The organism is Ruegeria sp. R13_0 (assembly GCF_017743995.1).
Taxonomy (GTDB): Bacteria; Pseudomonadota; Alphaproteobacteria; order Rhodobacterales; family Rhodobacteraceae; genus Ruegeria.
This window is the reverse complement of the sequence record NZ_JAGHRB010000013.1, coordinates 33825-56048: the sequence shown is the minus strand read 5'-3', so window position 1 is coordinate 56048 and position 22224 is coordinate 33825. Positions and strand designations below refer to the sequence as shown.

Genomic DNA, 22224 nt, shown 5'->3' with positions numbered 1-22224 from the left:
GCGGCACGTTTTGCACAACGAGCGTCGTTTTATGACGTGCTATCCCCACCCAAGGGCCAACAACTTGGGCTCTGGGGCTTTTCCTTCGGGTCAATCCATGCAATAGGGTCACCGCCAAACGGGCTTTTGCATGGGGTTTGATGATGCAGATTCGTGAGGCACTTACCTTTGACGACGTACTTCTTGTTCCGGGCGCATCTTCGGTGCTGCCTGCAACGGCGGATACAACAACGCGCGTAACGCGCCAGATTTCCATGAACATCCCGCTGCTCAGCTCGGCCATGGACACAGTGACCGAGGCGCGTATGGCTATCGCCATGGCACAGGCCGGTGGGATCGGTGTGATCCACAAGAACCTCTCGGCCGAAGAACAGGCCCGCGAGGTCCGCCGGGTGAAGCGGTTCGAATCGGGCATCGTCTACAACCCGGTGACGCTGCGCGCCGATCAGACGCTGGCAGACGCGCAGGCGTTGGTTCAGCGCTACAACTTCACCGGTTTCCCGGTTGTGGATGAGCAGGGCCGCGTTGTCGGCATCGTGACCAACCGGGACATGCGTTTTGCCACGTCAGACGACACGCCGATCAAGGCCATGATGACCTCGGAAAATCTGGCGATGCTGCAAGAGCCCGCCGATCGGGAAGAGGCCAAATCCTTGATGCGCGCCCGCCGGATCGAAAAACTGCTGGTCGTTGATGGTGAGGGCAAACTGACCGGTTTGCTTACCCTGAAAGACACGGAACAAGCCGTTTTGAACCCAACGGCCTGCAAGGACCACCTGGGCCGTCTGCGCGTTGCCGCCGCGACCTCGGTCGGGGATGCAGGGTTTGAGCGTTCGGAACTGCTGGTCGACTCGGGTGTCGATATCATCGTCGTCGATACCGCTCACGGCCATTCCGAAGGTGTTCTGGAGGCGGTCAAGCGCGCCAAAGCACTGTCGAACGAGGTCCAGATCATTGCGGGCAACGTTGCCACGGCTGACGCCACCAAAGCGCTGATTGATGCAGGTGCGGATGCGATCAAGGTGGGCATCGGGCCGGGCTCGATCTGTACCACTCGGATGGTGGCCGGTGTTGGTGTGCCTCAGCTGACGGCGATAATGGACTGCGCGTCTGCCGCAGGAGATGTGCCGGTGATTGCCGATGGTGGCATCAAGTTCTCGGGCGATTTCGCCAAGGCCATCGCGGCGGGTGCGTCCTGTGCCATGGTCGGTTCGATGATCGCAGGTACGGATGAAAGCCCGGGTGAGGTGATCCTGTACCAGGGCCGTTCGTTCAAATCCTATCGTGGCATGGGCAGCTTGGGCGCGATGGCGCGCGGCTCGGCGGATCGCTATTTCCAGAAGGATGCTGCCAATGACAAGCTGGTGCCGGAAGGGATCGAAGGACAGGTGCCTTACAAAGGCTCTGCCGGAGCGGTTGTTCACCAGCTGGTCGGCGGTCTGCGCGCGGCCATGGGCTATACCGGCTGTGCCACGGTCGAAGAGATGCGCAAGAACTGCAATTTCGTCAAAATCACCGGGGCGGGTCTGAAAGAAAGCCACGTGCATGACGTGCAGATCACGCGTGAAAGCCCGAACTACCGGATCATGTGATCTGGTGATCTGTTGCAGGCGGCGCCCCGACGCGGGCGCCGTTTTGCGTTCCCGGAAAACCCGACGGAGGGAAAAATGACCCCGGCAGCCCGCGTTCAGGCCTCAATCGAGATCCTTGACCAGATTCTGGACGGCGCGCCCGTTGAAAAAGCCCTGACTGGGTGGGCGCGGCGCAGCCGGTTCGCAGGTTCCAAGGATCGCGCAGCGGTGCGGGATCACGTTTTCACAGCCCTGCGCTGCAAACGGTCCTTTGCGGCGCTTGGAGGGGCTGAGACGGGCCGGGGCCTGATGATCGGAGCGCTGCGTGCTGCAGGGCAAGCGCCGGACACTCTGTTCACCGGCGAACGCCACGCGCCTGCGCCGATTGAAGCCTCTGAGGACGGTCGGGATTTCGTATCACTGGCCGAGCAGTTTGATATTCCAGACTGGCTCTGGCCCCGGTTTTCGGCGTCTTTGGGCGACGCAGCCACGGAGGCGGCAGCGGCGCTGCAAAACCGCGCTCCGGTGCATCTTCGGGTCAATTTGCGCAAAATAGACGTGGCGGGTGCGGCCCGTGCTTTGGCGGCTGACGGAGTGCAAACTGAACTCCATCCCGCCTGCGAGACAGCCCTGACCGTGGTTGAGGGCGCACGCAAGGTTGCGCAAAGCTGGGCTTATCTGGACGGTCTGGTCGAGCTACAGGATGCAGCCAGTCAGGCGGTTGTGGCGGCTTTGCCCCTTAAACCCGGTTTGCGCGTTCTTGACTATTGCGCTGGTGGTGGTGGAAAATCGCTGGCGCTCGCAGCCCATAAGGGCGTCGAGGTGTTTGCGCATGACATCAACCCGAAGCGCATGCAGGACCTGCCGAACCGCGCTGACCGCGCGGGCGTAAGAGTAACCTGCGTTGAGACCGCGAAACTTGCCGGTTTCGCGCCCTTTGACATCGTACTGGTCGATGCACCTTGCTCGGGCAGCGGCTCGTGGAGGCGCGCTCCGGCCGGAAGATGGGCTCTGACCGAAGAGCGTTTGATCGAATTGAGCAATCTGCAACGTGCGATTCTGGGTGAGGTCGCGGAACTGGTTCACCCCGAGGGTCTTCTTTCTTATGCAACCTGCTCGATGCTTCAGGACGAAAACGCACAAGTTGTCGAGAACTTTGTGTCTGAGAACCCCGAATGGACAGTGACGCTAGAGCGGAATTGGCGCGTCACCGACGGCGTTGATGGGTTTTTCACGGCGCATCTGACAAAATAGCAGCTCACCGCAAACAACTACAGGTAGTTTTCTTAACCCCTTAACTCTGTTAAGCGGGCATTAACCATTTTGGATCGTTATTGCTCTCAAAAAAGCTACCCGGGTCGTTCATGTCCGATTTTACATTTTCGTTCTCCGATCCCCGCTCGCGGAGAACGCCGTCTGCTGCACGTGTTTTGGCTCTGGTTGGACTAGCCGCACTTTTATACGTTGCGCCATATACAGGCCGGGTGCCTGCGGACTGGACGCAGGGTATGATCGTCGTAGGAGTATCGGTCCTTTTTGCGACACTCTGGATTCTGGTCAGGGGTCTCTTTGCCGACAAGGCTGCACAGCAAACTCTTGATATGCTGGCAACTTTTGTGGATCAGGACGATTGCGCAAGCATTATCGCCGATGCAGAGGGAACGGTTCTGGTCGCCAACCCAATTGCGCGCAAACAGCTGAATACCAGCCCGGAGGCTACGCTGCCCGAGGTTCTGCGCTCGGTCTTCGCCAACCCGTCGAGCTTGCTGCTGAGGTTACAAACGCTGGCCCAGGCAAAAGGTTCGGCGGATGAGGACATCATCACCGGTGGTGAGAGCGTTCCGGTTTCGGTGATCCGCTTGGGGAACCATCTGTTCTGTTGGCAATTCAAGCTTGGCCACCAAGGGCAGTGGGACAAGATTGTCCTTCCCGTGCTGACCATCGGTCGGGGTGGGTGCTTGCTGCACTGCAACACCGCGGCCAAGGTGTTTTTCGGCGCGGCACCGGGCTCGATCGAAAAGGTGTTTCCGGACGGATTGCCACAGGATGGTCAGATCTGCTCGGTCCTTGCGCATGAAGGGGAAACGCGCGTCGCGGTCACGGGTGTTTCAGCATCGGGGGCGGTGCGGCACCTCGTTTTGATGCCGGTTTCTCAGACTGTCCAACCCCAGCAAGCATCCTCACTTGCTGAACTGCCCGTCCCGATCCTTTGCATGACGCCTGAGGGGATCATACTGCGGGCAAACCAAATGGCGCGGGCGCTTTTGGGTGATCTTAGTCTGAACCAGACCAATATCGACCAGATTCTGCAGGGGCTGAGCCATCCGATTCTGGAGTGGCTGGCGCAAACGGCATCGGGTGAAGAAGTCGCTCGATCCGAATTCCAGCGACTGACCCGCGATGACAAAGAGTTGTTCGTTCAGGTCACTCTGGACCGGGTTCAGATCGACGGGAAAACCCACCTGATCGCAGTCTTGAACGACGCAACCGAGCTAAAAACACTTGAGGCGCAATTTGTTCAGGGTCAGAAGATGCAGGCTGTCGGCCAGTTGGCCGGTGGGGTTGCGCATGATTTCAATAACCTTTTAACCGCGATATCAGGTCATTGCGATCTGCTGTTGCTGCGCCATGATCAAAACGATCCCAACTATGGTGACCTCGTTCAAATCAATCAGAATGCCAATCGCGCGGCGGCTCTGGTCAGCCAGCTTCTGGCCTTTTCGCGCAAACAGACCTTGCGGCCTGAGGTTCTGGACGTGCGCGACACCATCTCGGACCTCATCCACCTATTGAATCGATTGGTCGGTGAGAAAGTTCAATTGACGCTCAGCCATGATCCTGTCCTCAAACCGGTGCGCGCGGACAAGCGCCAGTTGGAGCAGGTGTTGATGAACCTAGTCGTCAATGCGCGCGATGCAATGCCCGAGGGCGGTGAGATTCGCATCGAAACCGAGGTGCTGAGCCTGACGGAGCCTTTGCGCCGCGACCGAGCCACAGTACCGCCTGGTGACTACATGACCGTCAAGGTGATCGACGGCGGCGTCGGTATTCCCGCCGACAAACTGCAAAAAGTGTTCGAGCCGTTTTACACGACCAAGCGCACGGGCGAGGGCACGGGGCTTGGCCTTTCCACTGTTTACGGGATCGTCAAACAGACGGGTGGCTTCATCTTTGTCGACAGCGCCGTCGGTCGTGGCACCGAATTTTCACTGCTCTTGCCGGTTTGCGTCGAAGCGAAACCCGTCGAGGTGCAGCCCGAAGATGTTCCAGACTCCAAAACGGCGCGTCAGGGCGAGGGCGTGGTGCTACTGGTCGAGGACGAAGCACCCGTGCGCGCCTTCGCAACCCGCGCGTTGCGCCTGAAAGGCTATACGGTGCTTGAGGCCGAATCCGCCGAGGACGCCCTGACCTTGCTGGAAGATGTCGACCTGAACGTGGATGTGTTCGTGACCGATGTGGTCATGCCCGGAATGGATGGCCCGACCTGGGTTGCCAAGGCCATGGAGACGCGGCCGGATGTCCGGGTCGTGTTTGTCTCGGGCTATACCGAAGGCGCGTTTGGCGACTCGGGCCCGCAGGTTCCCAACTCGACCTTTCTGCCCAAGCCCTTCTCTTTGACGCAATTGACCGAGGCGGTTTTTCAGCAGATGAACTGACGCCTATTGCGCCGCCTCATAGACTGCAAAATCGGCCTTGGAATGCTTTCGGAGCGCGGCCTCGGTTGCAGAAGACAGAGTTGTTTCTGCGGGTGGTGAGACATTCTCGCGCTGCAATGAGAACTCGTAGTTCAACCTGTTTTGCAGGAAATCCACGATTCTGTCCTGATTGTCATATTTGAAAACATGGCTGGCCCCGACACCATTGTTGCGGGTGCGGAAGAACTCGCTCTGACTGCCGACATCCGCAAATTCGGGCCGAGGGGTCTGCATATAGGCCTGCACAAACGCATCAAAGCTGAGATCCCGCGTCGAATGCGGATGCCCGATGCGATCTTTGCGCCGACGAAACCTGTACCAACTGCCCAGCCAGTCGATGGGTTCGCGCACAACGGCCATGATCTCCATCTCGGTGTCGTACATTTTGCGGAACATGTTCTGAATAAATCGGTCATATCGGCGCACCGGTGCGTGTTTCAGCTCGGGCGGGTGGGTGATCACAAGGTCGGCTCGGTCACGCAATGCGGAGTGATATGCGGTGCTGCCGGTTTTGGGGACAGATAAAATCGCAAGGCGTTCCTTATAGAAAACAAGCATTTAGTGGCCCCATATCGATCGTCGTCAAGATGGCAGATTGGCGTAAACGGATCTTTAACACAATTGGCCAAGAGTAAGTTCTGTAAGTTTTAGTTGAAATGTTCTCTTTTTGGTCCCATAAGGAACAAGAGGCGAACAAAGCAGCGATTGCCGCCCGGCAAAGGGTGTGACAAAAGGGAAGGCGACAGGACAATGGCGGATCTTCTGACGATGAGCGACAAGAAAAACGCGGACAAGCAAAAGGCGCTCGATAGCGCGCTGGCCCAGATCGAACGGCAATTCGGTAAAGGCTCGATCATGAAGCTGGGCGAAGATGCCAAGCAGGATATCGAGGCGAGCTCGACCGGGTCTCTGGGTTTGGATATCGCGCTGGGAATCGGCGGTCTGCCGATGGGCCGGATTGTTGAGATTTACGGGCCCGAAAGCTCGGGTAAGACAACGCTGACCCTGCATTGTATTGCCGAACAGCAAAAACGCGGCGGTGTCTGTGCGTTTGTCGACGCGGAACATGCGCTGGACCCGCAATACGCCCGCAAGCTGGGCGTTGATCTGGATGAGTTGCTGATCTCGCAGCCTGACACCGGCGAACAGGCGCTGGAAATTACCGACACGCTGGTCCGGTCTGGCGCGGTGAATATGGTCGTGGTCGACTCGGTGGCGGCGCTGACGCCGAAATCCGAACTTGAGGGCGACATGGGCGACAGCAATGTCGGCGTTCAGGCCCGTCTGATGAGCCAGGCGATGCGCAAACTGACCGGCTCGATCAGCCGTTCGAACTGCATGGTGATCTTCATCAACCAGATTCGGATGAAGATCGGCGTGATGTTTGGCAGCCCTGAAACCACGACCGGTGGCAATGCGCTGAAATTCTACAGCTCGGTTCGTCTGGACATTCGCCGTATCGGCGCGATCAAGGATCGGGATGAGGTCGTCGGCAACCAGACCCGTGTCAAAGTCGTCAAGAACAAGGTGGCCCCTCCGTTCAAACAGGTCGAGTTCGACATCATGTATGGCGAAGGCATCTCGAAAATGGGTGAGCTGCTGGATCTGGGCGTCAAGGCCGGTGTGGTCGAGAAATCGGGGTCGTGGTTCAGCTACGGGGACGAACGGATCGGGCAGGGGCGTGAGAATGCCAAGCAATATCTGCGCGATCACTCACGGATCGCTTTGGATATCGAAGACAAGATCCGCGCGGCCCATGGTCTGGACTTCGACATGCCGCCCGGCGCGGCCGAGGATGACGATATCCTCGAGGCTTAACGAACGCTGACGGGAACAGCCTAAATCCCCCGGCACTCCGATGGTGCCGAGAATACCTGGAACAGGGCGGTCCATCGGGGCCGCCTTGTTTCGTTTGGAAGGTCAATGCTGTGGACACTCTGCGGGCACAGCGATAAACCTGCGCAGACCATTCTGATTGCGCGCTGAGAGAGCCCCATGCCCACGTTGAACGACATCCGATCGACCTTTCTGAACTACTTTGCCAAGCAGGGGCACGAAGTGGTGGCGTCCAGCCCTCTGGTGCCGCGCAATGATCCGACTTTGATGTTCGTGAACTCGGGCATGGTACAATTCAAGAACCTGTTCACCGGTGTTGAAACGCGCGACTATCAGCGCGCGACCACCGCGCAGAAATGCGTGCGCGCTGGCGGTAAGCATAATGACCTCGACAATGTGGGCTATACCGCGCGCCACCATACGTTCTTTGAGATGCTGGGGAACTTTTCCTTCGGTGACTATTTCAAGCACGACGCGATTCCCTTCGCGTGGGAGCTGATCACCAAGGAATTCGGCATCGACAAAAACCGTCTGCTGACCACGGTCTATCACACCGACGACGAAGCCTTTGAAATCTGGAAGAAAGTTGGCGTTCCCGAGGATCGCATCATCCGCATCGCGACCAGCGACAATTTCTGGCAGATGGGGCCAACCGGGCCCTGCGGGCCTTGTACCGAAATTTTCTTTGACCACGGTGATCACATCTGGGGCGGTCCTCCGGGATCGGCCGAGGAAGATGGCGACCGGTTCATCGAAATCTGGAACATCGTTTTCATGCAGAACGAGCAGTTCGAGGACGGCTCGATGGTTGAACTCGACATGCAGTCGATCGACACCGGCATGGGGCTGGAGCGGATCGGTGCGCTTTTGCAAGGCAGCCATGACAACTACGACACCGACCTGTTCAAAACGCTGATCGAGGCTTCGGCGGAGGCGACCGGCGTTGATCCTTATGGCGATCAGAACGTTCACCACCGCGTGATCGCGGACCACCTGCGCTCAACCTCGTTCCTGATTGCTGACGGCGTGATGCCCAGCAATGAAGGACGTGGCTATGTTCTGCGCCGGATCATGCGCCGCGCCATGCGTCACGCACACCTTTTGGGCGCCAAGGATCCGGTGATGCACCGGCTGGTGCCCTCGCTCGTACAACTGATGGGCGCGCAATACTCGGAACTGGGGCAGGCGCAGGCGTTGATCGAAGAGACCCTGCTGTTGGAAGAAACGCGGTTCAAGCAAACACTGGATCGCGGCCTGAAACTGCTGGACGACGAAGTCGCGGGCCTGCCCGAAGGCGCGGCCCTGTCCGGTGATGCGGCATTCAAGCTCTATGACACCTATGGGTTCCCACTCGATTTGACCCAGGATGCCCTGCGGGAAAAGGGCCGGACCGTCGATACCGACGGCTTCGATGCGGCCATGGCAGAACAGAAAGCCAAGGCTCGCGCGGCATGGGCCGGGTCGGGCGAGGCTGCGGATCAGGCGGTTTGGTTTGACGTGGCCGACAGCGCTGGTGCGACCGATTTCTTGGGCTATGACACCGAAAAGGCTGAGGCTCAGGTGGCAGCGCTGGTCGTTGATGGCGCCTTGGTCGACAAGATTGAACAAGGCGGCAGTGGCTGGGTCGTCGTGAACCAAACCCCGTTCTATGGCGAGGCTGGGGGTCAGGTCGGCGACAGTGGTGAGCTGCGCCGCCTCGATGCGCGTGAAGATGTTTCATGCGTTGAAGACACCAAGAAATTCGCTGATGGCAAAGTCTACGCACATAAGGTGACTGTGGATCATGGCACCCTATCCAAAGGTGACGCGGTTGAGCTGGAGGTGGATCACGCGCGCCGCTCGGCCATTCGCGCCAACCACTCAGCCACGCACCTTTTGCATGAAGCTCTACGTGAGACATTGGGCGATCACGTCGCGCAGCGGGGTTCTTTGAATGCTTCGGACCGTTTGCGGTTCGATTTCAGCCATTCCAAGGCCCTGACGCTGGAGGAAATCCAAAAGGTCGAGCGTGAGGTGAATGACTTCATCCGCCAAAACTCGAGCGTTGAAACCCGGATCATGACGCCGGATGACGCGCGTGAGCTGGGCGCTCAGGCTTTGTTTGGTGAGAAATATGGCGACGAGGTTCGCGTAGTTTCGATGGGCAAGGCGCCAACCGGCAAGGGCCAGGATGGCGAGACCTGGTCGATCGAGCTTTGCGGTGGCACGCATGTCCGTCAGACCGGCGATATCGGTACGTTTGTTGTGCTGGGAGATAGCGCAAGCAGTGCGGGTGTCCGGCGGATTGAGGCTCTGACGGGCGATGAAGCCTTCCGCTATCTGTCCGCGCAAGATCATCGCTTGGCACAGGTCGCGTTGGAGCTGAAGGCGCAGCCGGATGACGTGGTGGTCCGCGTGAAATCGCTGCTGGATGAGCGGAAAGCCTTGCAGAACGAAGTCGCGCAACTGCGCCGGGATCTCGCTATGGCAGGCGGATCCGGGCAGGGCGGCGGTGCGGAAGCGACCGAAGTCAACGGCGTCAAGTTTCTGGCCCAGGCACTCAGCGGTGTGTCCGGCAAGGATCTTCCGGCCTTGATTGACGAGCACAAAAGCCGACTGGGATCTGGCGCGGTTCTTCTGATCGCGGATACAGGCGGCAAAGCGGCTGTCGCGGCTGGGGTCACCGCGGACCTGACCGATAGGGTTTCTGCCGTTGATCTGGTCAAAGCTGCGGTGGTTGAACTGGGCGGCAAGGGCGGCGGTGGTCGCCCGGATATGGCCCAAGGTGGCGGCAAGGACGCGACCAACGCAGACGCGGCGATCAAAGCCGCCGAACAGGTATTGGAGGGGTAAATGGCTGCTCTGTGGATTGCACATGTCACGGTGACTGACACCGAAGCTTATGGAAAATACGCCGAGCTGGCGGGGCCTGCGATCGCTGCGCATGGCGGAGAATTCATTGCGCGTGCGGCGCGTTACGTTCAGCTCGAAGGGAAGGAGCGTCCGCGCAATGTGGTCGCACGTTTCCCCTCAGTCGAGGCCGCGGTCGAGTGCTATAATTCCGCCGCATACCAAGAAGCGCTCGATCACGCCCGCGGGGCAAGCGAGCGCGAATTGGTCGTTGTTGAAATCACCGACTGAGAATCGGCTGTTTCAGCCGGGTCGGTTTGACGGTCTCGGCGAAAATCAGCACATGAAACTCTGCGCGGCTTCCATCTCTTGTTCGGAAGCCGCCTTTCCACAAAAATAACATAAACACAGTGTGTTGCAGAACTATCGTATTCTGGCTTGGTCAAAAATGTGGCAGATCGCCCTCAATTCTTGCCCTAAATTGCCTCGGAATGTGACGAATTTCCGCCTTTTTTACCCCTGATCCTCAACATTGATTGCGTCAACAGAGCCAGTTGCGGTTAAAGTCGAAAAACTTCGACACCCTGATTGGCCGGATGTGCGCGGGCAAACATGGATTGAGGAACGGGCATGAAATATTCGGCAGTAGGTTTTTCGGCAGGTCTTCGGTCGGTCGCTCGATTTTCTGGGCGCTCCGTTGGGATTTGCGCTCTGGTCCTGACATCGTTCTTTACCACCTCTGTGGCGCAGGCGTCAGAGGGCGCGTTCATCACCGCGATTTCAGCCTCTCCGCCACCGTCTGGAGCGCAGCAGCTTTGCCGTCAGTACAGTTGGGCCTGTTCGAGCCAAAAAGCGGCCTCACTGACGAGCAAGCAGGAAATGCAGATCGTCAAAAAAGTCAATCTCCAGGTCAACGCGTCCACCCGTGAGATTACGGACCAATCGCAATACCGACAGCGCGAGTTTTGGGCCTTGCCAACGACAAGGGGCGGTGATTGCGAAGACTTTGCTTTGTTGAAAAAGCGGAATCTGATCAAAGCAGGCATTGATCCTAACAAGCTCTTGATTGCCACTGTCCTGGATAGGCGTCGGAACGCACACGCCGTGTTGGTCTATCGATCAGCTCAAGGTGATTTGGTTTTGGACAACTTGACGAACAGTATCAAACCTTGGAAGGCGACCCGGTACCTTTTTCTGAGAATGCAAGACCCAAAGCAGCCCCGCCGTTGGGTTGGGGTTTACGGGAACAGCTGACCAAATCTGCAACTTGACGTGCTAAGGGCGCCAACTTGGGCGCCCTTTTTTGACTCTCGTGGAAATTTGTTATCACGCCGTTTGTATTGTGTCCTAAGCAGGACTTTTGGTCTCAGAGCTATGTTATGTGGTGTCCCCACCCTTTTTACTGTCGTCGCCACCCTTTTTACTGTCGTCGCCGCCCTTTTTACTGTCGTCGCCGCCCTTTTTACTGTCGTCGCCGCCCTTTTTACTGTCGTCGCCGCCCTTTTTACTGTCGTCGCCGCCCTTTTTACTGTCGTCGCCGCCTTTTTTACCGTCGTCGCCGCCTTTTTTACCGTCGTCGCCGCCTTTGTCGTCTGGGCCACTGTCCCCACCGCCAGGACCATCAGATGGATCAGATGGACCACCCCCGTTTTCGGGATTTCCGTCTGGATTTCCATCACCCGACCTTTGTTCCGCTAACCCAGTCGATGCGGTCGGAATGTCGGACAGCAGCGCTGCCAATTGCGGGCATTCAGCACCCGTACGGGCCAGATAGTTTCCAAAATCCGCCCGACGCTGAATGTAGCGGATCATTCCGGATGTAACGGCGGAACATTCACACAGAACTTCAGGTGAGCTTGCAGCCTTACGCGCCGTTGAAACGGTACACGCGGCCTGTGCAGCTGTAACACCTACCAATTGAACGGCAACAGCTGCGGCGATTACTTTTAGTTTACTGGAATGGATGCCCATGATGGAACTCCTTGGTACTCGTTAATCTCTGCGTCGAACTTATGCACCAAAACCAAATGGGCTTGTATGAACGACGTCACACTTTGGACAAGATTACACCTTTTTAAGGTCGAACTTACAAGTTGCCGCCCACTTGGTGAGATTGCCAAAAGACCGGAAAGATCCCAAAAATCACGTAAAACCAATAAGAAAGGCCAGCCGAGGGCTGACCTTACCTTGAATGCCATTTTTCAGGTTTGAGGAAATAATGTCACAAAAATGGCATTGTTTCCCAATTGAGAACGACGATTTATCCGGCTTTTGCCATCCGTTTCCGCTCATGCGGGTCAAGGAATCGCTTGCGAAGACGGATCGCGTTGGGCGTCACCTCGACCAGTTCGTCGTCATCAATATAGGCGATGGCTTCTTCCAGCGAGAACTGGATGTGGGGTGTCAGACGCACCGCGTCGTCCGAGCCGCTGGCCCGCACGTTGGTCAGCTTCTTGCCTTTCAGCGGGTTCACTTCCAGATCGTTGTCGCGGGAATGCTCACCAATCACCATGCCCTGATAGACATCGGTCTGAGGGCCAACGAACATGCGGCCACGCTCTTCGAGGTTCCACAGGGCGTAAGCGACGGCCTGGCCATTCTCCATCGAGATCAGAACGCCTGCGCGGCGGCCTGGGATCTGACCTTTATGCGCGGCCCAGCCATGGAACACGCGGTTCAGGACACCGGTGCCGCGGGTGTCGGTCAGGAACTCTCCGTGATAGCCAATCAGGCCGCGCGACGGCACATGCGCAATGATCCGAGTTTTTCCGGCGCCGGCGGGGCGCATCTCGACCAACTCGCCCTTGCGGGCACCGGTGATCTTTTCGATGACAGCCCCCGAGTATTCATCATCCACGTCGATCGTGACTTCTTCGACAGGCTCCAACCGTTGACCGTCTTCCTCACGGAACAGAACCTGCGGGCGCGAGATGCTGAGTTCGAACCCTTCGCGGCGCATGTTCTCGATCAGAACGCCCATCTGAAGTTCGCCACGACCGGCCACTTCGAACGCCTCGCCGCCCGGCGTGTCGGTGATACGGATCGCAACGTTGGATTCCGCTTCCTTCATCAAGCGGTCGCGGATCACACGGGATTGCACTTTCTTGCCGTCACGACCCGCCAGAGGCGAGTCGTTGATGCCGAAGGTCACGGTGATGGTTGGCGGGTCGATGGGTTGCGCGGGCAGGGCCTCTTCAACCTGCGGTGCGACCAGTGAATCTGCTACGGTGGCTTTGCTCATACCGGCGATGGTCACGATGTCACCGGCCTCGGCCACATCGATCGGTTGTTGCGCCAAACCGCGAAAGGCCAGGATTTTCGATGCGCGGAAGTTCTCGATCAGCGAGCCATCCCGGCTGAGCGCCTTGAGGCTGTCGCCCGCTTTTAGCGTACCACTTTCCACACGGCCCGTAAGAATACGGCCGATGAACGGGTCGCTGCCCAAAGTGGTGGCGAGCATGCGGAACGGCTCGTCCTTCTTTTCCGCCTGCTTCGGCGCAGGCACGTGATCGACGACCAGATCGAACAGCGCGGTCAGGTCCTTGCGCGGCCCGTCTAGCTCCATATCCGCCCAGCCTGAACGGCCCGAGGCATACATGGCCGGGAAGTCCAGCTGATCGTCATCTGCGCCGAGGTTGGCGAAGAGGTCGAAACACTCATCCAAAGCACGGTCGGGTTCGGCATCGGGTTTGTCGACCTTGTTCAGGACGACGATGGGGCGCAGGCCCAGTGCCAGCGCTTTTGAAGTCACGAATTTGGTCTGAGGCATCGGGCCTTCAGCCGCGTCAACCAGCAGGACAACACCGTCCACCATGCTTAAGATACGCTCAACCTCGCCGCCGAAATCAGCGTGGCCGGGGGTGTCGACGATGTTTATGCGCGTGCCTTTCCATTCGACCGAGGTCGCCTTGGCCAGAATGGTAATGCCGCGCTCGCGTTCCAGATCGTTGCTGTCCATGGCGCGTTCCGCCACGGCCTGATTTTCCCGGAACGCGCCGGATTGTTTGAGCAGCTCATCCACCAGGGTCGTCTTGCCGTGGTCCACGTGAGCGATGATTGCGATATTGCGCAGGTCCATGAGAGGTCAGCCTTTGAACGGGAAGTTGCCCGGCGCATAGCGCGGCTTGACCCAATATACCAGCCCAAACCGGCGTTCAGTGACCTGCGGTCTTTGAAAACAGATGAATGATTAGGATTCCGGCCAATATCAGGGCCAGCCCCAGCACTGCCCACAGGTCGAGCTTTTGCCCGAACACCACAAAGCCGATGATTGCGATGAAAAAAATCCCAAGCCCGGACCAGATCGCATAGACGATGCCCACTGGCATGTATTTCAACGTCAGTCCCAACAGGTAGAACGCCACTCCGTAAGCAACTACGACCAGAACCGAAGGCCAGAAGCGCGAGAATTGCTGACTGGCCTGCAAGGCCGTTGTGCCTACGGTTTCGGCAAAGACGGCCATCAGCAGGATCAGGTAGGCTTTGGGCATGATCTCAACCTTTTGCATGCAAATCACGCGCGAATTCTCAACATGAAAAAGGCTGCCCCGGCAAGCACATTCGGTTGCTTGGATGCGTGACACCACAAGATAAAGGTCGGGTATACCTGACTACGATCTGATCACAATTTATGCAATTAACAGAACAGTATTTGTTGATTTGTTTTCGAGTTTTTCAATGACTGTGTTTATTAAATACGTCGTTTTTGCTTCGACTCTTATTGCGGCGCTAGGGTGGCTTGCAGACGGGGGGTCCGTCAGTTCTGATGCAGCCCAAATGTTAGTTGGTTTCTTTGTTTTGTAGTTTTGGCGTTAATCAAGATCCAAGCAGGGAAAAGGGCCTTATTGGCCCTTTTTCTTTTGCCTAGCCCCTCGCTGAAACAGTGAAGTAATCTGCCAAATACGGTTGCAACCAATCCCAAAGACCGGGCGCACCGCGTTCGATGGCGGGCCGTACCCGCGCTTCGATCTGAGGGTAGGTCACTTCATAGTCCACCCACGAGCCGCCGCCCGTTTCAAGATTGGCAATTGGAGTCTGAAACCGATCAACAGCCTTGGCGAACCGCGCATCTGCCGAGTTGGCGCTCTCAAACTCATGCCAGAGATCCGAAAACACCTGCGTTTGATCCTGGGGCAACAATCCGAAAAGGCGTCGCGCTGCGGCCTCTTCCTTTTCAGCTTGGGCGGCGTGATCGACCTGACCGTGGATCGGGTGATCTCCCGCGTCGATCTCGACAATATCGTGAAGCAGCAGCATGTGCAGGACGCGGTTCAACTGGACCTCAGCATCGGAATGTTCGGCCAGAACCCATGCGTACAGCATGATGTGCCACGAGTGCTCGGCCGAGTTTTCGAACCGATCGACCGCCATCAGGCGCGACGCGCGCATCACGGATTTCAACTGATCTGCCTCAACCAGAAACGTCAGCCGTTGGGTGAAGCTGTTTTCCTCGGTCGGTGCTTCCGACAATAACGCAACCGCGTGTTCATAGGCTTGAGGCAGCGCCTCACTCAGATAAGCCGCGCGCCCGGTCGCGAGGTTCTCACGGGCGATCTCCACATGGTCAGGCCGTTTAGGCGATGCATACAGCACCTGAAACAGGGGCTGACACCGGTCGAGCATCTTGGCGAACTTGGCGTCAGGCGTCTGGTCGGCTTCGAATTCCGTCCATAGGTCCAGAAAACCCTGGGTCTGGTCTAGCGGCAATAGCCCGAACAGATCCAAAGCCGCAGCGTGTTCGGCCTTGGCGACGCTCTGCCAGTCGGTCTCGAGATGGATTGGATGGTCGCCCACAATGATCTCGACCAGATCATGCAGCAACAACATGCGGATGACGCGATCAATTGACACATCCGGCCCGGCCAGAGGCCCCATGACCAGCGCCCAAAGCGCCAGATGCCAGCTATGTTCTGCAGAGTTTTCCGGGCGAGACTGATCCAGCAGGGTGTTTGCCCGATCCACCGTCTTCAACTTGTCCGCTTGTTTCAGAAACGCGATTTGCGCGGACAGTCGATCATTCATTGTTTTTCTATCGCTTTCAGTTTGGAGCGGTGATCTGTCAGGCGTTTGATCACGAATTGGCGGGCCTGGCGCTCGGACAAGCGCACGCGGATTTCGGTCAGAAAGGCCTCTTCCAGAGATTGGGAGGAGGCCGCCAGCAAATTGCCAACCTCCATGTAAAACCGATCGTCGCCGGTTTCATCCATGACCTTCAATGTATCCTCGGCCAGTTTTGCAGCGAGGGTATTGATGGTGTCTGTCATTAGCGCGTATTCTCGGTCAGGCGGCGCTTCACATAATCGCTGACATCGGTGATGAGCGTATCCATGTGCTGATCCTGGAAGAAGTGATCCGCGCCTTCAACCTCGTTGTGCGTGATGGTGATGCCCTTCTGCTCATGCAGCTTGTTGACCAGCGCGGTTGTATCCGCCGGAGGCGCCACGCGGTCGGACGAGCCGTTGATGATCAGGCCCGAAGACGGGCAGGGCGCGAGGAACGAGAAGTCGTACATATTCGCCGGGGGCGACACGCTGATGAAACCGGTGATTTCCGGGCGTCGCATCAGCAACTGCATCCCGATCCACGCACCGAACGAGAAGCCGGCTACCCAGCAATGCTTGGAGTTGTTGTTCATCGACTGCAGATAGTCGAGCGCCGAGGCGGCATCGCTCAACTCGCCCACACCCTGGTCATATTCGCCCTGGCTGCGGCCCACGCCGCGGAAGTTGAAGCGCAACACGGTGAAGCCCATGTTGTAGAACGCGTAGTGCAGATTATAGACCACCTTGTTGTTCATGGTCCCGCCGAACTGAGGATGCGGGTGAAGCACGATGGCGATCGGTGCGTCTTTTTCCTTTTGCGGGTGGTAGCGGCCTTCCAGGCGGCCTTCGGGTCCGGGAAAAATCACCTCGGGCATGTGTGCTTTGGTCCTGTCTTTATCTTGGGCGCCGGGAAATACTTGACTGTATTCGTTGGGCACCTTAGAACGGTTCTAAATGTGATATCCTGCGCAACGCGCTGTCAGTCGGAGATACGCACTGGCGGCGGCGGCGTCAATGATTTCGCGTCCAACTTGCCGAAGGGAAATGACAATGAAGCTGTCGACAAAGGGCCGGTATGCCATGGTGGCGCTGGCGGACATTGCGCTGCAGCCCTCGGACAAGATCGTGACACTGGGTGAAATCTCGGAACGGCAGGATATCTCGCTGCCGTATCTTGAGCAGCTGTTCGTCAAACTACGCCGGGCTGAGCTTGTGACCTCGACCCGAGGTCCGGGTGGTGGGTATCGCCTTGCCCGACAGCCATCGGAGATCCGCGTGGTCGAGATTCTGTCGGCCGTCGATGAAACGGTGGATGCAATGGCCAAGGGCGCCGGAGCTTCGGGCGCGTCCTCGGGCAGCCGCGCGCAATCCCTGACGAACCGGCTTTGGGAAAGCCTCAGCGCACATGTGTATGTGTTCCTGCATCAGACCAGATTGTCTGACGTGATCAAGAATGACCTCGCGCCCTGTCCGGCGGTTCCGAACCTGTTTGCCGTTGTGGATGAGTGATCCGTAGCCTCTGAGTACAAGTTTCAGAAATATATGGGAAAAGATGACTCCATGAATCGTGTTTATCTCGATCACAACGCCACAACGCCTTTGCGGCCCGAAGCGCGGGACGCGATGATCGCGGCGATGGATGTCCGCGGGAACCCCTCGTCGGTTCATGCCGAGGGGCGCGCGGCGAAGGCTTTGATCGAACGCGCGCGGGCACAGGTGGCATCGGCTTTTGGGGCGGATGGTGCGGATATCGTGTTTACCTCTGGTTCGACCGAAGGTGCTGCTTTGGCAATGGCGGGTCGGAACCTGCACGGCGCATCGATTGAGCATGACGCGGTAAGGTCATGGATTACAGAGGATATCTCGGTTTCTTCGGACGGGTCGGCCACTCTGAGCGAACCTGCGAATGCAACGCTCCAGGTTGCGAATTCGGAAACGGGTATTGTTCAGGCTCTGCCCAAGGGGCTGGCGGTAACCGATGCGACCCAGGCGTTTGGCAAGCTGCCGATTGCGTTCAACTGGATGGATGTTCAGATGGCGCTTGTGTCTGCACATAAACTGGGTGGCCCCAAAGGGATCGGAGCCGTCGTGATGAAGCGTGGCACGGATCTGCCTGCTCAGATAAAGGGCGGCGGGCAAGAGATGGGGCGGCGCTCTGGAACCGAAAATGTCATTGGAATCGCGGGGTTCGGGGCCGCTGCTGAAGCAGCTGCCAAGGATCTTGCCAATGGTGTTTGGGAGCAGGTCGAAGAATTTAGAAATATTCTAGAAAACGCCCTTGAGGCTGGTGAAAGATCACCTATTTTTGTCGGGAAAGACCAGACACGCCTGCCGAACACGTCATGTTTCGCGTCACCGGGTTGGAAGGGTGAAACGCAAGTCATGCAGATGGACCTGTCTGGTTTTGCGGTCAGTGCGGGCTCGGCCTGTTCAAGCGGAAAGGTCCGCGCCAGTGCTGTTCTGACTGCGATGGGATTTGATGAGGGGACAGCAGCCAGCGCAATCCGCGTGTCGCTGGGACCTCGGACTACCAGGGAAGATGTGCTGCGTTTCGCCGAAATGTGGCTTGAGAAAGAGAAAAAGCATCGCGCGCGGGCCGCGTGATCTGACGGAGGGTAAACAATGGCCGCTTTGGACCAGACCCAGGTAAAAGAGGGTGTCGATCAGGAAACCGTGGATGCGGTGCGCGAGGTCAGCACTTATAAATACGGCTGGGAAACCGAGATCGAGATGGAATACGCGCCCAAGGGCGTGAACCCGGATATCGTTCGGCTGATCTCGGAAAAGAACGAAGAGCCCGAATGGATGACCGAATGGCGTCTGTCGGCTTTCGAACGCTGGACCAAGATGGAAGAGCCGAAATGGGCCATGGTCAACTACCCTGAGATCGACTTTCAGGACCAGTATTACTATGCCCGTCCAAAATCCATGGAAGAGAAACCCAAATCTCTGGATGAGGTCGACCCCAAGCTTCTGGCCACTTACGAAAAGCTGGGTATCCCTCTGAAAGAACAGATGATTCTGGCAGGCGTTGAAGGCGCCGAGGATATGCCTGCAGAGGGTCGCAAAGTGGCCGTCGACGCCGTGTTTGACTCGGTTTCTGTCGGCACGACCTTCCAGGCCGAGTTGAAAAAGGCCGGCGTGATCTTCTGCTCGATCTCGGAAGCGATCAAAGAGCATCCTGAACTGGTGAAGAAGTATCTGGGCACCGTGGTTCCGGTGTCGGACAACTTCTATGCCACGCTGAACTCGGCTGTGTTCTCGGATGGCTCGTTCGTCTACATCCCACCGGGCGTACGCTGCCCGATGGAGCTCAGCACCTATTTCCGTATCAATGCGGAGAACACCGGCCAGTTCGAGCGTACCCTGATCATCGCCGATAAAGGCAGCTATGTCAGCTACTTGGAAGGCTGCACCGCACCTCAGCGCGACACCGCGCAGCTGCACGCGGCCGTGGTCGAGATCATCGTCGAAGAAGACGCTGAGGTGAAATACTCCACTGTTCAGAACTGGTTCCCCGGGGACGAGAACGGTAAGGGCGGTATCTACAACTTCGTGACCAAGCGTGCCGATTGCCGTGGGGATCGCTCCAAGGTGATGTGGACACAGGTCGAGACCGGCTCGGCCGTGACGTGGAAATACCCGTCCTGCATCCTGCGTGGTGAAGAAAGCCAGGGTGAGTTCTACTCGATCGCGATTGCCAACAACTACCAGCAGGCCGATACCGGCACCAAGATGGTTCACCTGGGCAAGAACACCAAGTCGCGCATCGTCTCCAAGGGTATCAGCGCAGGTAAGGCGCAGAACACCTATCGTGGGCTTGTCTCGATGCACCCGAAGGCAAAGGACAGCCGAAACTACACCCAGTGTGACAGCTTGCTGATCGGCGACAAATGCGGGGCGCATACTGTTCCCTATATCGAGGTCAAAAACAACTCGAGCCGCGTTGAGCATGAGGCGACGACCTCGAAAGTGGATGACGATCAGCTGTTCTACTGCCGTCAACGTGGCATGGACGAAGAAGAGGCCGTGGCGCTGGTTGTCAACGGGTTCTGCAAGGACGTGCTGCAGGCGCTGCCGATGGAATTTGCGATGGAGGCACAGCAGTTGGTGGCTATCTCGCTTGAAGGGTCTGTGGGTTAAACCCAAGCTTCTCTGAAATCAGAATTTACGCGGGGGCCGCGCGCCCTCTTGCGATACGCAAAAGGACAAAACATGCTGGAAATCAAGAACCTGCACGTACAGCTTGAAGAAGAAGACAAGCAAATTCTCAAAGGTGTCGACCTTAAGGTCGAAGCTGGCAAGGTGCATGCGATCATGGGGCCGAACGGCTCGGGCAAGTCGACGCTCAGCTATGTGCTTTCGGGGCGCGATGGCTATGAGGTCACCGAAGGCTCGGCCACTCTGGACGGCGAAGACCTGCTCGAGATGGAGCCGGAAGAGCGCGCCGCGGCTGGTGTGTTCCTCGCGTTCCAATACCCGGTTGAGATCCCAGGCGTCGGCAACATGACCTTCCTGCGAACCGCTGTGAACGCGCAACGCAAAGCACGTGGAGAAGAGGAACTGTCGGCCGCTGACTTCCTGAAACTCGTGCGCGAAAAGGCCAAATCGCTGAAGATCGACGCGGACATGCTGAAGCGTCCGGTCAATGTCGGATTCTCCGGCGGTGAGAAAAAGCGCAATGAAATCCTTCAGATGGCGATGCTGGAGCCCAAAATGTGCATTCTGGACGAGACCGACTCGGGCCTCGACGTGGATGCGATGAAGCTGGTCTCCGAAGGCGTGAACGCGCTGCGGGATGAGGGGCGTGGCTTCTTGGTCATCACCCACTACCAGCGCCTGCTGGACCACATCAAACCGGATGTCGTTCACATCATGGCCGATGGCCGCATCGTGAAATCGGGCGGTCCTGAGCTGGCGCTGGAAGTTGAAAACAATGGTTACTCCGACATTCTTGCCGAGGTGAACTGATGGCCTTACCGCAAGCAAAACAGACCGCAACCGAAGAGCGTCTGGCCTCGCTGACGATGCCTGATCCCGGATGCACCAAAGCCGCGCGCCAAGGGGCTTTGGCCCGAGTTCGTGAAATGGGGCTGCCAAGCCGACGCGACGAATACTGGAAATACACGCGTCCGGATACGTTGGTCTCGGCCGATGCGCCCAAGGCTGCGATTTTCGAGTCGGGCGAGCCGATGGTGTTCAACGATGTCGATCGGCTGCAGATCGTGTTCGTCGATGGTGTGTTCGATGCCGAAGCCTCGGATGACCTGAGCCTCGAAGGCGTCAAGATCGACCGGCTGGAGGATATTTGCTGCAAGGATATCCACTGGGCCAAGGATCTCTACGGCAAGCTCGAGGAGCGGGGCCAAACCCCGGTTCAGCGTCCTCTGGCCGCTTTGAACACCGCGTTTGCGACTGACGGCGTTGCCATCCATGTGACTGGCAAACCGTCGAAGCCGATCAATCTGGTGTACCGTCACGAGTCCGAGGATTCCGACGCGATCCTGCACCACGTGATCCGTGTTGAAAGCGATGCCGAGGCCACGATCCTCGAGGCCGGTCCCGCCGCGTCGCGCTTCAACAAGTGTATGGAGATCGACATCGCCGATAACGGGACCTTGCACCACGTCCGGGCGCAGGGCCGCGATCATGAACGCCGGGCTGTGACCCATATGTTCACGCGTCTTGGTCAGGAATCGACTTACAAGTCGTTCACTCTGACAGCCAATGGCGTGCTGACCCGTAACGAGCAGGTGGTAGAGCTGACCGGAGACGATGCCGTGGCCCATGTGGCTGGTGCTTGCGTCGGAGACGGTGATTTCCACCACGACGACACCGTTTTTGTCACCCATGACGCGGTAAATTGCGAAAGCCGTCAGGTGTTCAAGAAGGTCCTGCGCAACGGCGCGACAGGCGTGTTCCAAGGCAAGATCCTTGTGAAGGAAGGCGCGCAGAAAACCGATGGCTACCAAATCAGCCAGTCGCTTTTGCTGGACGATGACAGCCAGTTCCTCGCCAAGCCCGAGCTTGAAATCTACGCCGATGACGTCGCCTGTTCGCACGGGTCGACCTCGGGCGCGATTGATGAGACCGCCTTGTTTTACCTGCGCTCGCGCGGGGTTCCGACGAAGGACGCCACCAACATGCTGACGCTGGCTTTCCTTGCCGAGGCGGTGGATGAGATCGAGGACGAGACACTGGCCGAAGAGATCGTGACCCGTCTGGAAGGCTGGCTTTCGCGTCACAGCTGAT

The 22224-nt window shown here is 57.8% G+C and carries 19 protein-coding genes; 12 read left to right on the top strand and 7 right to left on the bottom strand.

Features of this window, described 5'->3' with window-relative positions:
* Positions 1–143: 143 nt before the first annotated feature.
* From guaB to J7394_RS17125, 3 genes are all read left to right on the top strand, one after another.
* Positions 144–1592 (top strand): IMP dehydrogenase, encoded by a 1449-nt coding sequence (guaB, locus tag J7394_RS17135; RefSeq protein WP_209254930.1) that lies wholly within the window; start codon positions 144–146, stop codon positions 1590–1592.
* 75 nt (positions 1593–1667) lie between these two features.
* Positions 1668–2825 carry an RsmB/NOP family class I SAM-dependent RNA methyltransferase gene (locus tag J7394_RS17130; RefSeq protein ID WP_209254793.1) on the top strand — a complete coding sequence of 386 codons (1158 nt, stop codon included), beginning with the start codon at positions 1668–1670 and terminating at the stop codon, positions 2823–2825.
* 110 nt (positions 2826–2935) lie between these two features.
* Positions 2936–5227 (top strand): ATP-binding protein, encoded by a 2292-nt coding sequence (locus J7394_RS17125; protein ID WP_209254791.1) that lies wholly within the window; start codon positions 2936–2938, stop codon positions 5225–5227.
* A 3-nt stretch (positions 5228–5230) separates the two neighbouring features.
* Here J7394_RS17125 and J7394_RS17120 read toward each other — a convergent pair whose 3' ends face one another.
* Complete coding sequence (locus tag J7394_RS17120; protein ID WP_209254789.1) at positions 5231–5824, bottom strand: sulfotransferase family 2 domain-containing protein; 594 nt, start codon at positions 5822–5824, stop codon at positions 5231–5233.
* A 192-nt stretch (positions 5825–6016) separates the two neighbouring features.
* On the opposite strand from J7394_RS17120, the gene recA reads away from it, so the two are divergent.
* The 4 genes from recA to J7394_RS17100 all read left to right on the top strand — a co-directional run bounded on the left by recA (position 6017) and on the right by J7394_RS17100 (position 11185).
* Positions 6017–7084, top strand: a complete 1068-nt coding sequence (recA, locus tag J7394_RS17115) for a recombinase RecA (protein ID WP_170373677.1) — start codon at positions 6017–6019, stop codon at positions 7082–7084.
* Between the two features lie 177 nt (positions 7085–7261).
* Positions 7262–9934, top strand: a complete 2673-nt coding sequence (gene alaS / locus J7394_RS17110; RefSeq protein WP_209254784.1) for an alanine--tRNA ligase — start codon at positions 7262–7264, stop codon at positions 9932–9934.
* Positions 9935–10222, top strand: a complete 288-nt coding sequence (locus J7394_RS17105) for a DUF1330 domain-containing protein (RefSeq protein ID WP_170705000.1) — start codon at positions 9935–9937, stop codon at positions 10220–10222. It abuts the gene before it with no gap.
* A 339-nt stretch (positions 10223–10561) separates the two neighbouring features.
* Positions 10562–11185, top strand: a complete 624-nt coding sequence (locus J7394_RS17100; RefSeq protein ID WP_209254783.1) for a transglutaminase-like cysteine peptidase — start codon at positions 10562–10564, stop codon at positions 11183–11185.
* A gap of 123 nt (positions 11186–11308) precedes the next feature.
* On the opposite strand, the gene J7394_RS17095 is transcribed toward J7394_RS17100, so the two are convergent.
* The 6 genes from J7394_RS17095 to J7394_RS17070 all read right to left on the bottom strand — a co-directional run bounded on the left by J7394_RS17095 (position 11309) and on the right by J7394_RS17070 (position 16847).
* Entirely contained in the window at positions 11309–11902 is a 594-nt protein-coding gene (locus J7394_RS17095) for a hypothetical protein (protein ID WP_209254782.1), read from the bottom strand.
* 289 nt (positions 11903–12191) lie between these two features.
* The gene (gene typA, locus J7394_RS17090) at positions 12192–14009 is read right to left on the bottom strand and encodes a translational GTPase TypA (protein WP_170373681.1); all 1818 of its coding nucleotides are present in this window, start codon (positions 14007–14009) and stop codon (positions 12192–12194) included.
* Positions 14010–14085: 76 nt separating this feature from the next.
* Positions 14086–14421, bottom strand: a complete 336-nt coding sequence (locus tag J7394_RS17085) for a multidrug efflux SMR transporter (RefSeq protein ID WP_170373682.1) — start codon at positions 14419–14421, stop codon at positions 14086–14088.
* 373 nt (positions 14422–14794) lie between these two features.
* Positions 14795–15952, bottom strand: coding sequence for an HD domain-containing protein (locus J7394_RS17080; RefSeq protein WP_209254781.1), 1158 nt, complete (start codon positions 15950–15952; stop codon positions 14795–14797).
* Complete coding sequence (locus J7394_RS17075; protein WP_170373684.1) at positions 15949–16194, bottom strand: hypothetical protein; 246 nt, start codon at positions 16192–16194, stop codon at positions 15949–15951. Before J7394_RS17075 ends, J7394_RS17080 begins: the two co-directional genes overlap by 4 nt.
* Positions 16194–16847 carry an alpha/beta hydrolase gene (locus J7394_RS17070; protein WP_170373685.1) on the bottom strand — a complete coding sequence of 218 codons (654 nt, stop codon included), beginning with the start codon at positions 16845–16847 and terminating at the stop codon, positions 16194–16196. The genes J7394_RS17075 and J7394_RS17070 overlap by 1 nt, the downstream gene beginning before the upstream one ends.
* Positions 16848–17022: 175 nt before the next feature.
* On the opposite strand from J7394_RS17070, the gene J7394_RS17065 reads away from it, so the two are divergent.
* The 5 genes from J7394_RS17065 (at position 17023) to sufD (ending at position 22223) form a co-directional block, all read left to right on the top strand.
* Positions 17023–17481, top strand: coding sequence for an Rrf2 family transcriptional regulator (locus tag J7394_RS17065; RefSeq protein WP_170373686.1), 459 nt, complete (start codon positions 17023–17025; stop codon positions 17479–17481).
* 51 nt (positions 17482–17532) lie between these two features.
* Complete coding sequence (locus J7394_RS17060; RefSeq protein ID WP_209254780.1) at positions 17533–18576, top strand: cysteine desulfurase family protein; 1044 nt, start codon at positions 17533–17535, stop codon at positions 18574–18576.
* 18 nt (positions 18577–18594) lie between these two features.
* A complete protein-coding gene (gene sufB / locus J7394_RS17055; protein ID WP_170373688.1) occupies positions 18595–20115 on the top strand; it encodes a Fe-S cluster assembly protein SufB in 1521 nt (506 codons plus the stop codon).
* A 72-nt stretch (positions 20116–20187) separates the two neighbouring features.
* Positions 20188–20943: a Fe-S cluster assembly ATPase SufC gene (gene sufC / locus J7394_RS17050; protein ID WP_170641573.1), complete on the top strand. Its 756-nt coding sequence runs from the start codon at positions 20188–20190 to the stop codon at positions 20941–20943.
* On the top strand, positions 20943–22223 hold the full coding sequence (gene sufD / locus J7394_RS17045) for a Fe-S cluster assembly protein SufD (protein ID WP_209254779.1): 1281 nt from the start codon (positions 20943–20945) through the stop codon (positions 22221–22223). Before sufC ends, sufD begins: the two co-directional genes overlap by 1 nt.
* Position 22224 lies beyond the last annotated feature (1 nt).

Excerpts from the sequence above, each read along its gene's own strand:
- guaB (WP_209254930.1), top strand. The coding sequence starts at position 144 with ATGCAGATTCGTGAGGCACTTACCTTTGACGACGTACTTCTTGTTCCG.
- J7394_RS17130 (WP_209254793.1), top strand. The coding sequence starts at position 1,668 with ATGACCCCGGCAGCCCGCGTTCAGGCCTCAATCGAGATCCTTGACCAG.
- J7394_RS17125 (WP_209254791.1), top strand. The coding sequence starts at position 2,936 with ATGTCCGATTTTACATTTTCGTTCTCCGATCCCCGCTCGCGGAGAACG.
- J7394_RS17120 (WP_209254789.1), bottom strand. The coding sequence starts at position 5,824 with ATGCTTGTTTTCTATAAGGAACGCCTTGCGATTTTATCTGTCCCCAAA.
- recA (WP_170373677.1), top strand. The coding sequence starts at position 6,017 with ATGGCGGATCTTCTGACGATGAGCGACAAGAAAAACGCGGACAAGCAA.
- alaS (WP_209254784.1), top strand. The coding sequence starts at position 7,262 with ATGCCCACGTTGAACGACATCCGATCGACCTTTCTGAACTACTTTGCC.
- J7394_RS17105 (WP_170705000.1), top strand. The coding sequence starts at position 9,935 with ATGGCTGCTCTGTGGATTGCACATGTCACGGTGACTGACACCGAAGCT.
- J7394_RS17100 (WP_209254783.1), top strand. The coding sequence starts at position 10,562 with ATGAAATATTCGGCAGTAGGTTTTTCGGCAGGTCTTCGGTCGGTCGCT.
- J7394_RS17095 (WP_209254782.1), bottom strand. The coding sequence starts at position 11,902 with ATGGGCATCCATTCCAGTAAACTAAAAGTAATCGCCGCAGCTGTTGCC.
- typA (WP_170373681.1), bottom strand. The coding sequence starts at position 14,009 with ATGGACCTGCGCAATATCGCAATCATCGCTCACGTGGACCACGGCAAG.
- J7394_RS17085 (WP_170373682.1), bottom strand. The coding sequence starts at position 14,421 with ATGCCCAAAGCCTACCTGATCCTGCTGATGGCCGTCTTTGCCGAAACC.
- J7394_RS17080 (WP_209254781.1), bottom strand. The coding sequence starts at position 15,952 with ATGAATGATCGACTGTCCGCGCAAATCGCGTTTCTGAAACAAGCGGAC.
- J7394_RS17075 (WP_170373684.1), bottom strand. The coding sequence starts at position 16,194 with ATGACAGACACCATCAATACCCTCGCTGCAAAACTGGCCGAGGATACA.
- J7394_RS17070 (WP_170373685.1), bottom strand. The coding sequence starts at position 16,847 with ATGCCCGAGGTGATTTTTCCCGGACCCGAAGGCCGCCTGGAAGGCCGC.
- J7394_RS17065 (WP_170373686.1), top strand. The coding sequence starts at position 17,023 with ATGAAGCTGTCGACAAAGGGCCGGTATGCCATGGTGGCGCTGGCGGAC.
- J7394_RS17060 (WP_209254780.1), top strand. The coding sequence starts at position 17,533 with ATGAATCGTGTTTATCTCGATCACAACGCCACAACGCCTTTGCGGCCC.
- sufB (WP_170373688.1), top strand. The coding sequence starts at position 18,595 with ATGGCCGCTTTGGACCAGACCCAGGTAAAAGAGGGTGTCGATCAGGAA.
- sufC (WP_170641573.1), top strand. The coding sequence starts at position 20,188 with ATGCTGGAAATCAAGAACCTGCACGTACAGCTTGAAGAAGAAGACAAG.
- sufD (WP_209254779.1), top strand. The coding sequence starts at position 20,943 with ATGGCCTTACCGCAAGCAAAACAGACCGCAACCGAAGAGCGTCTGGCC.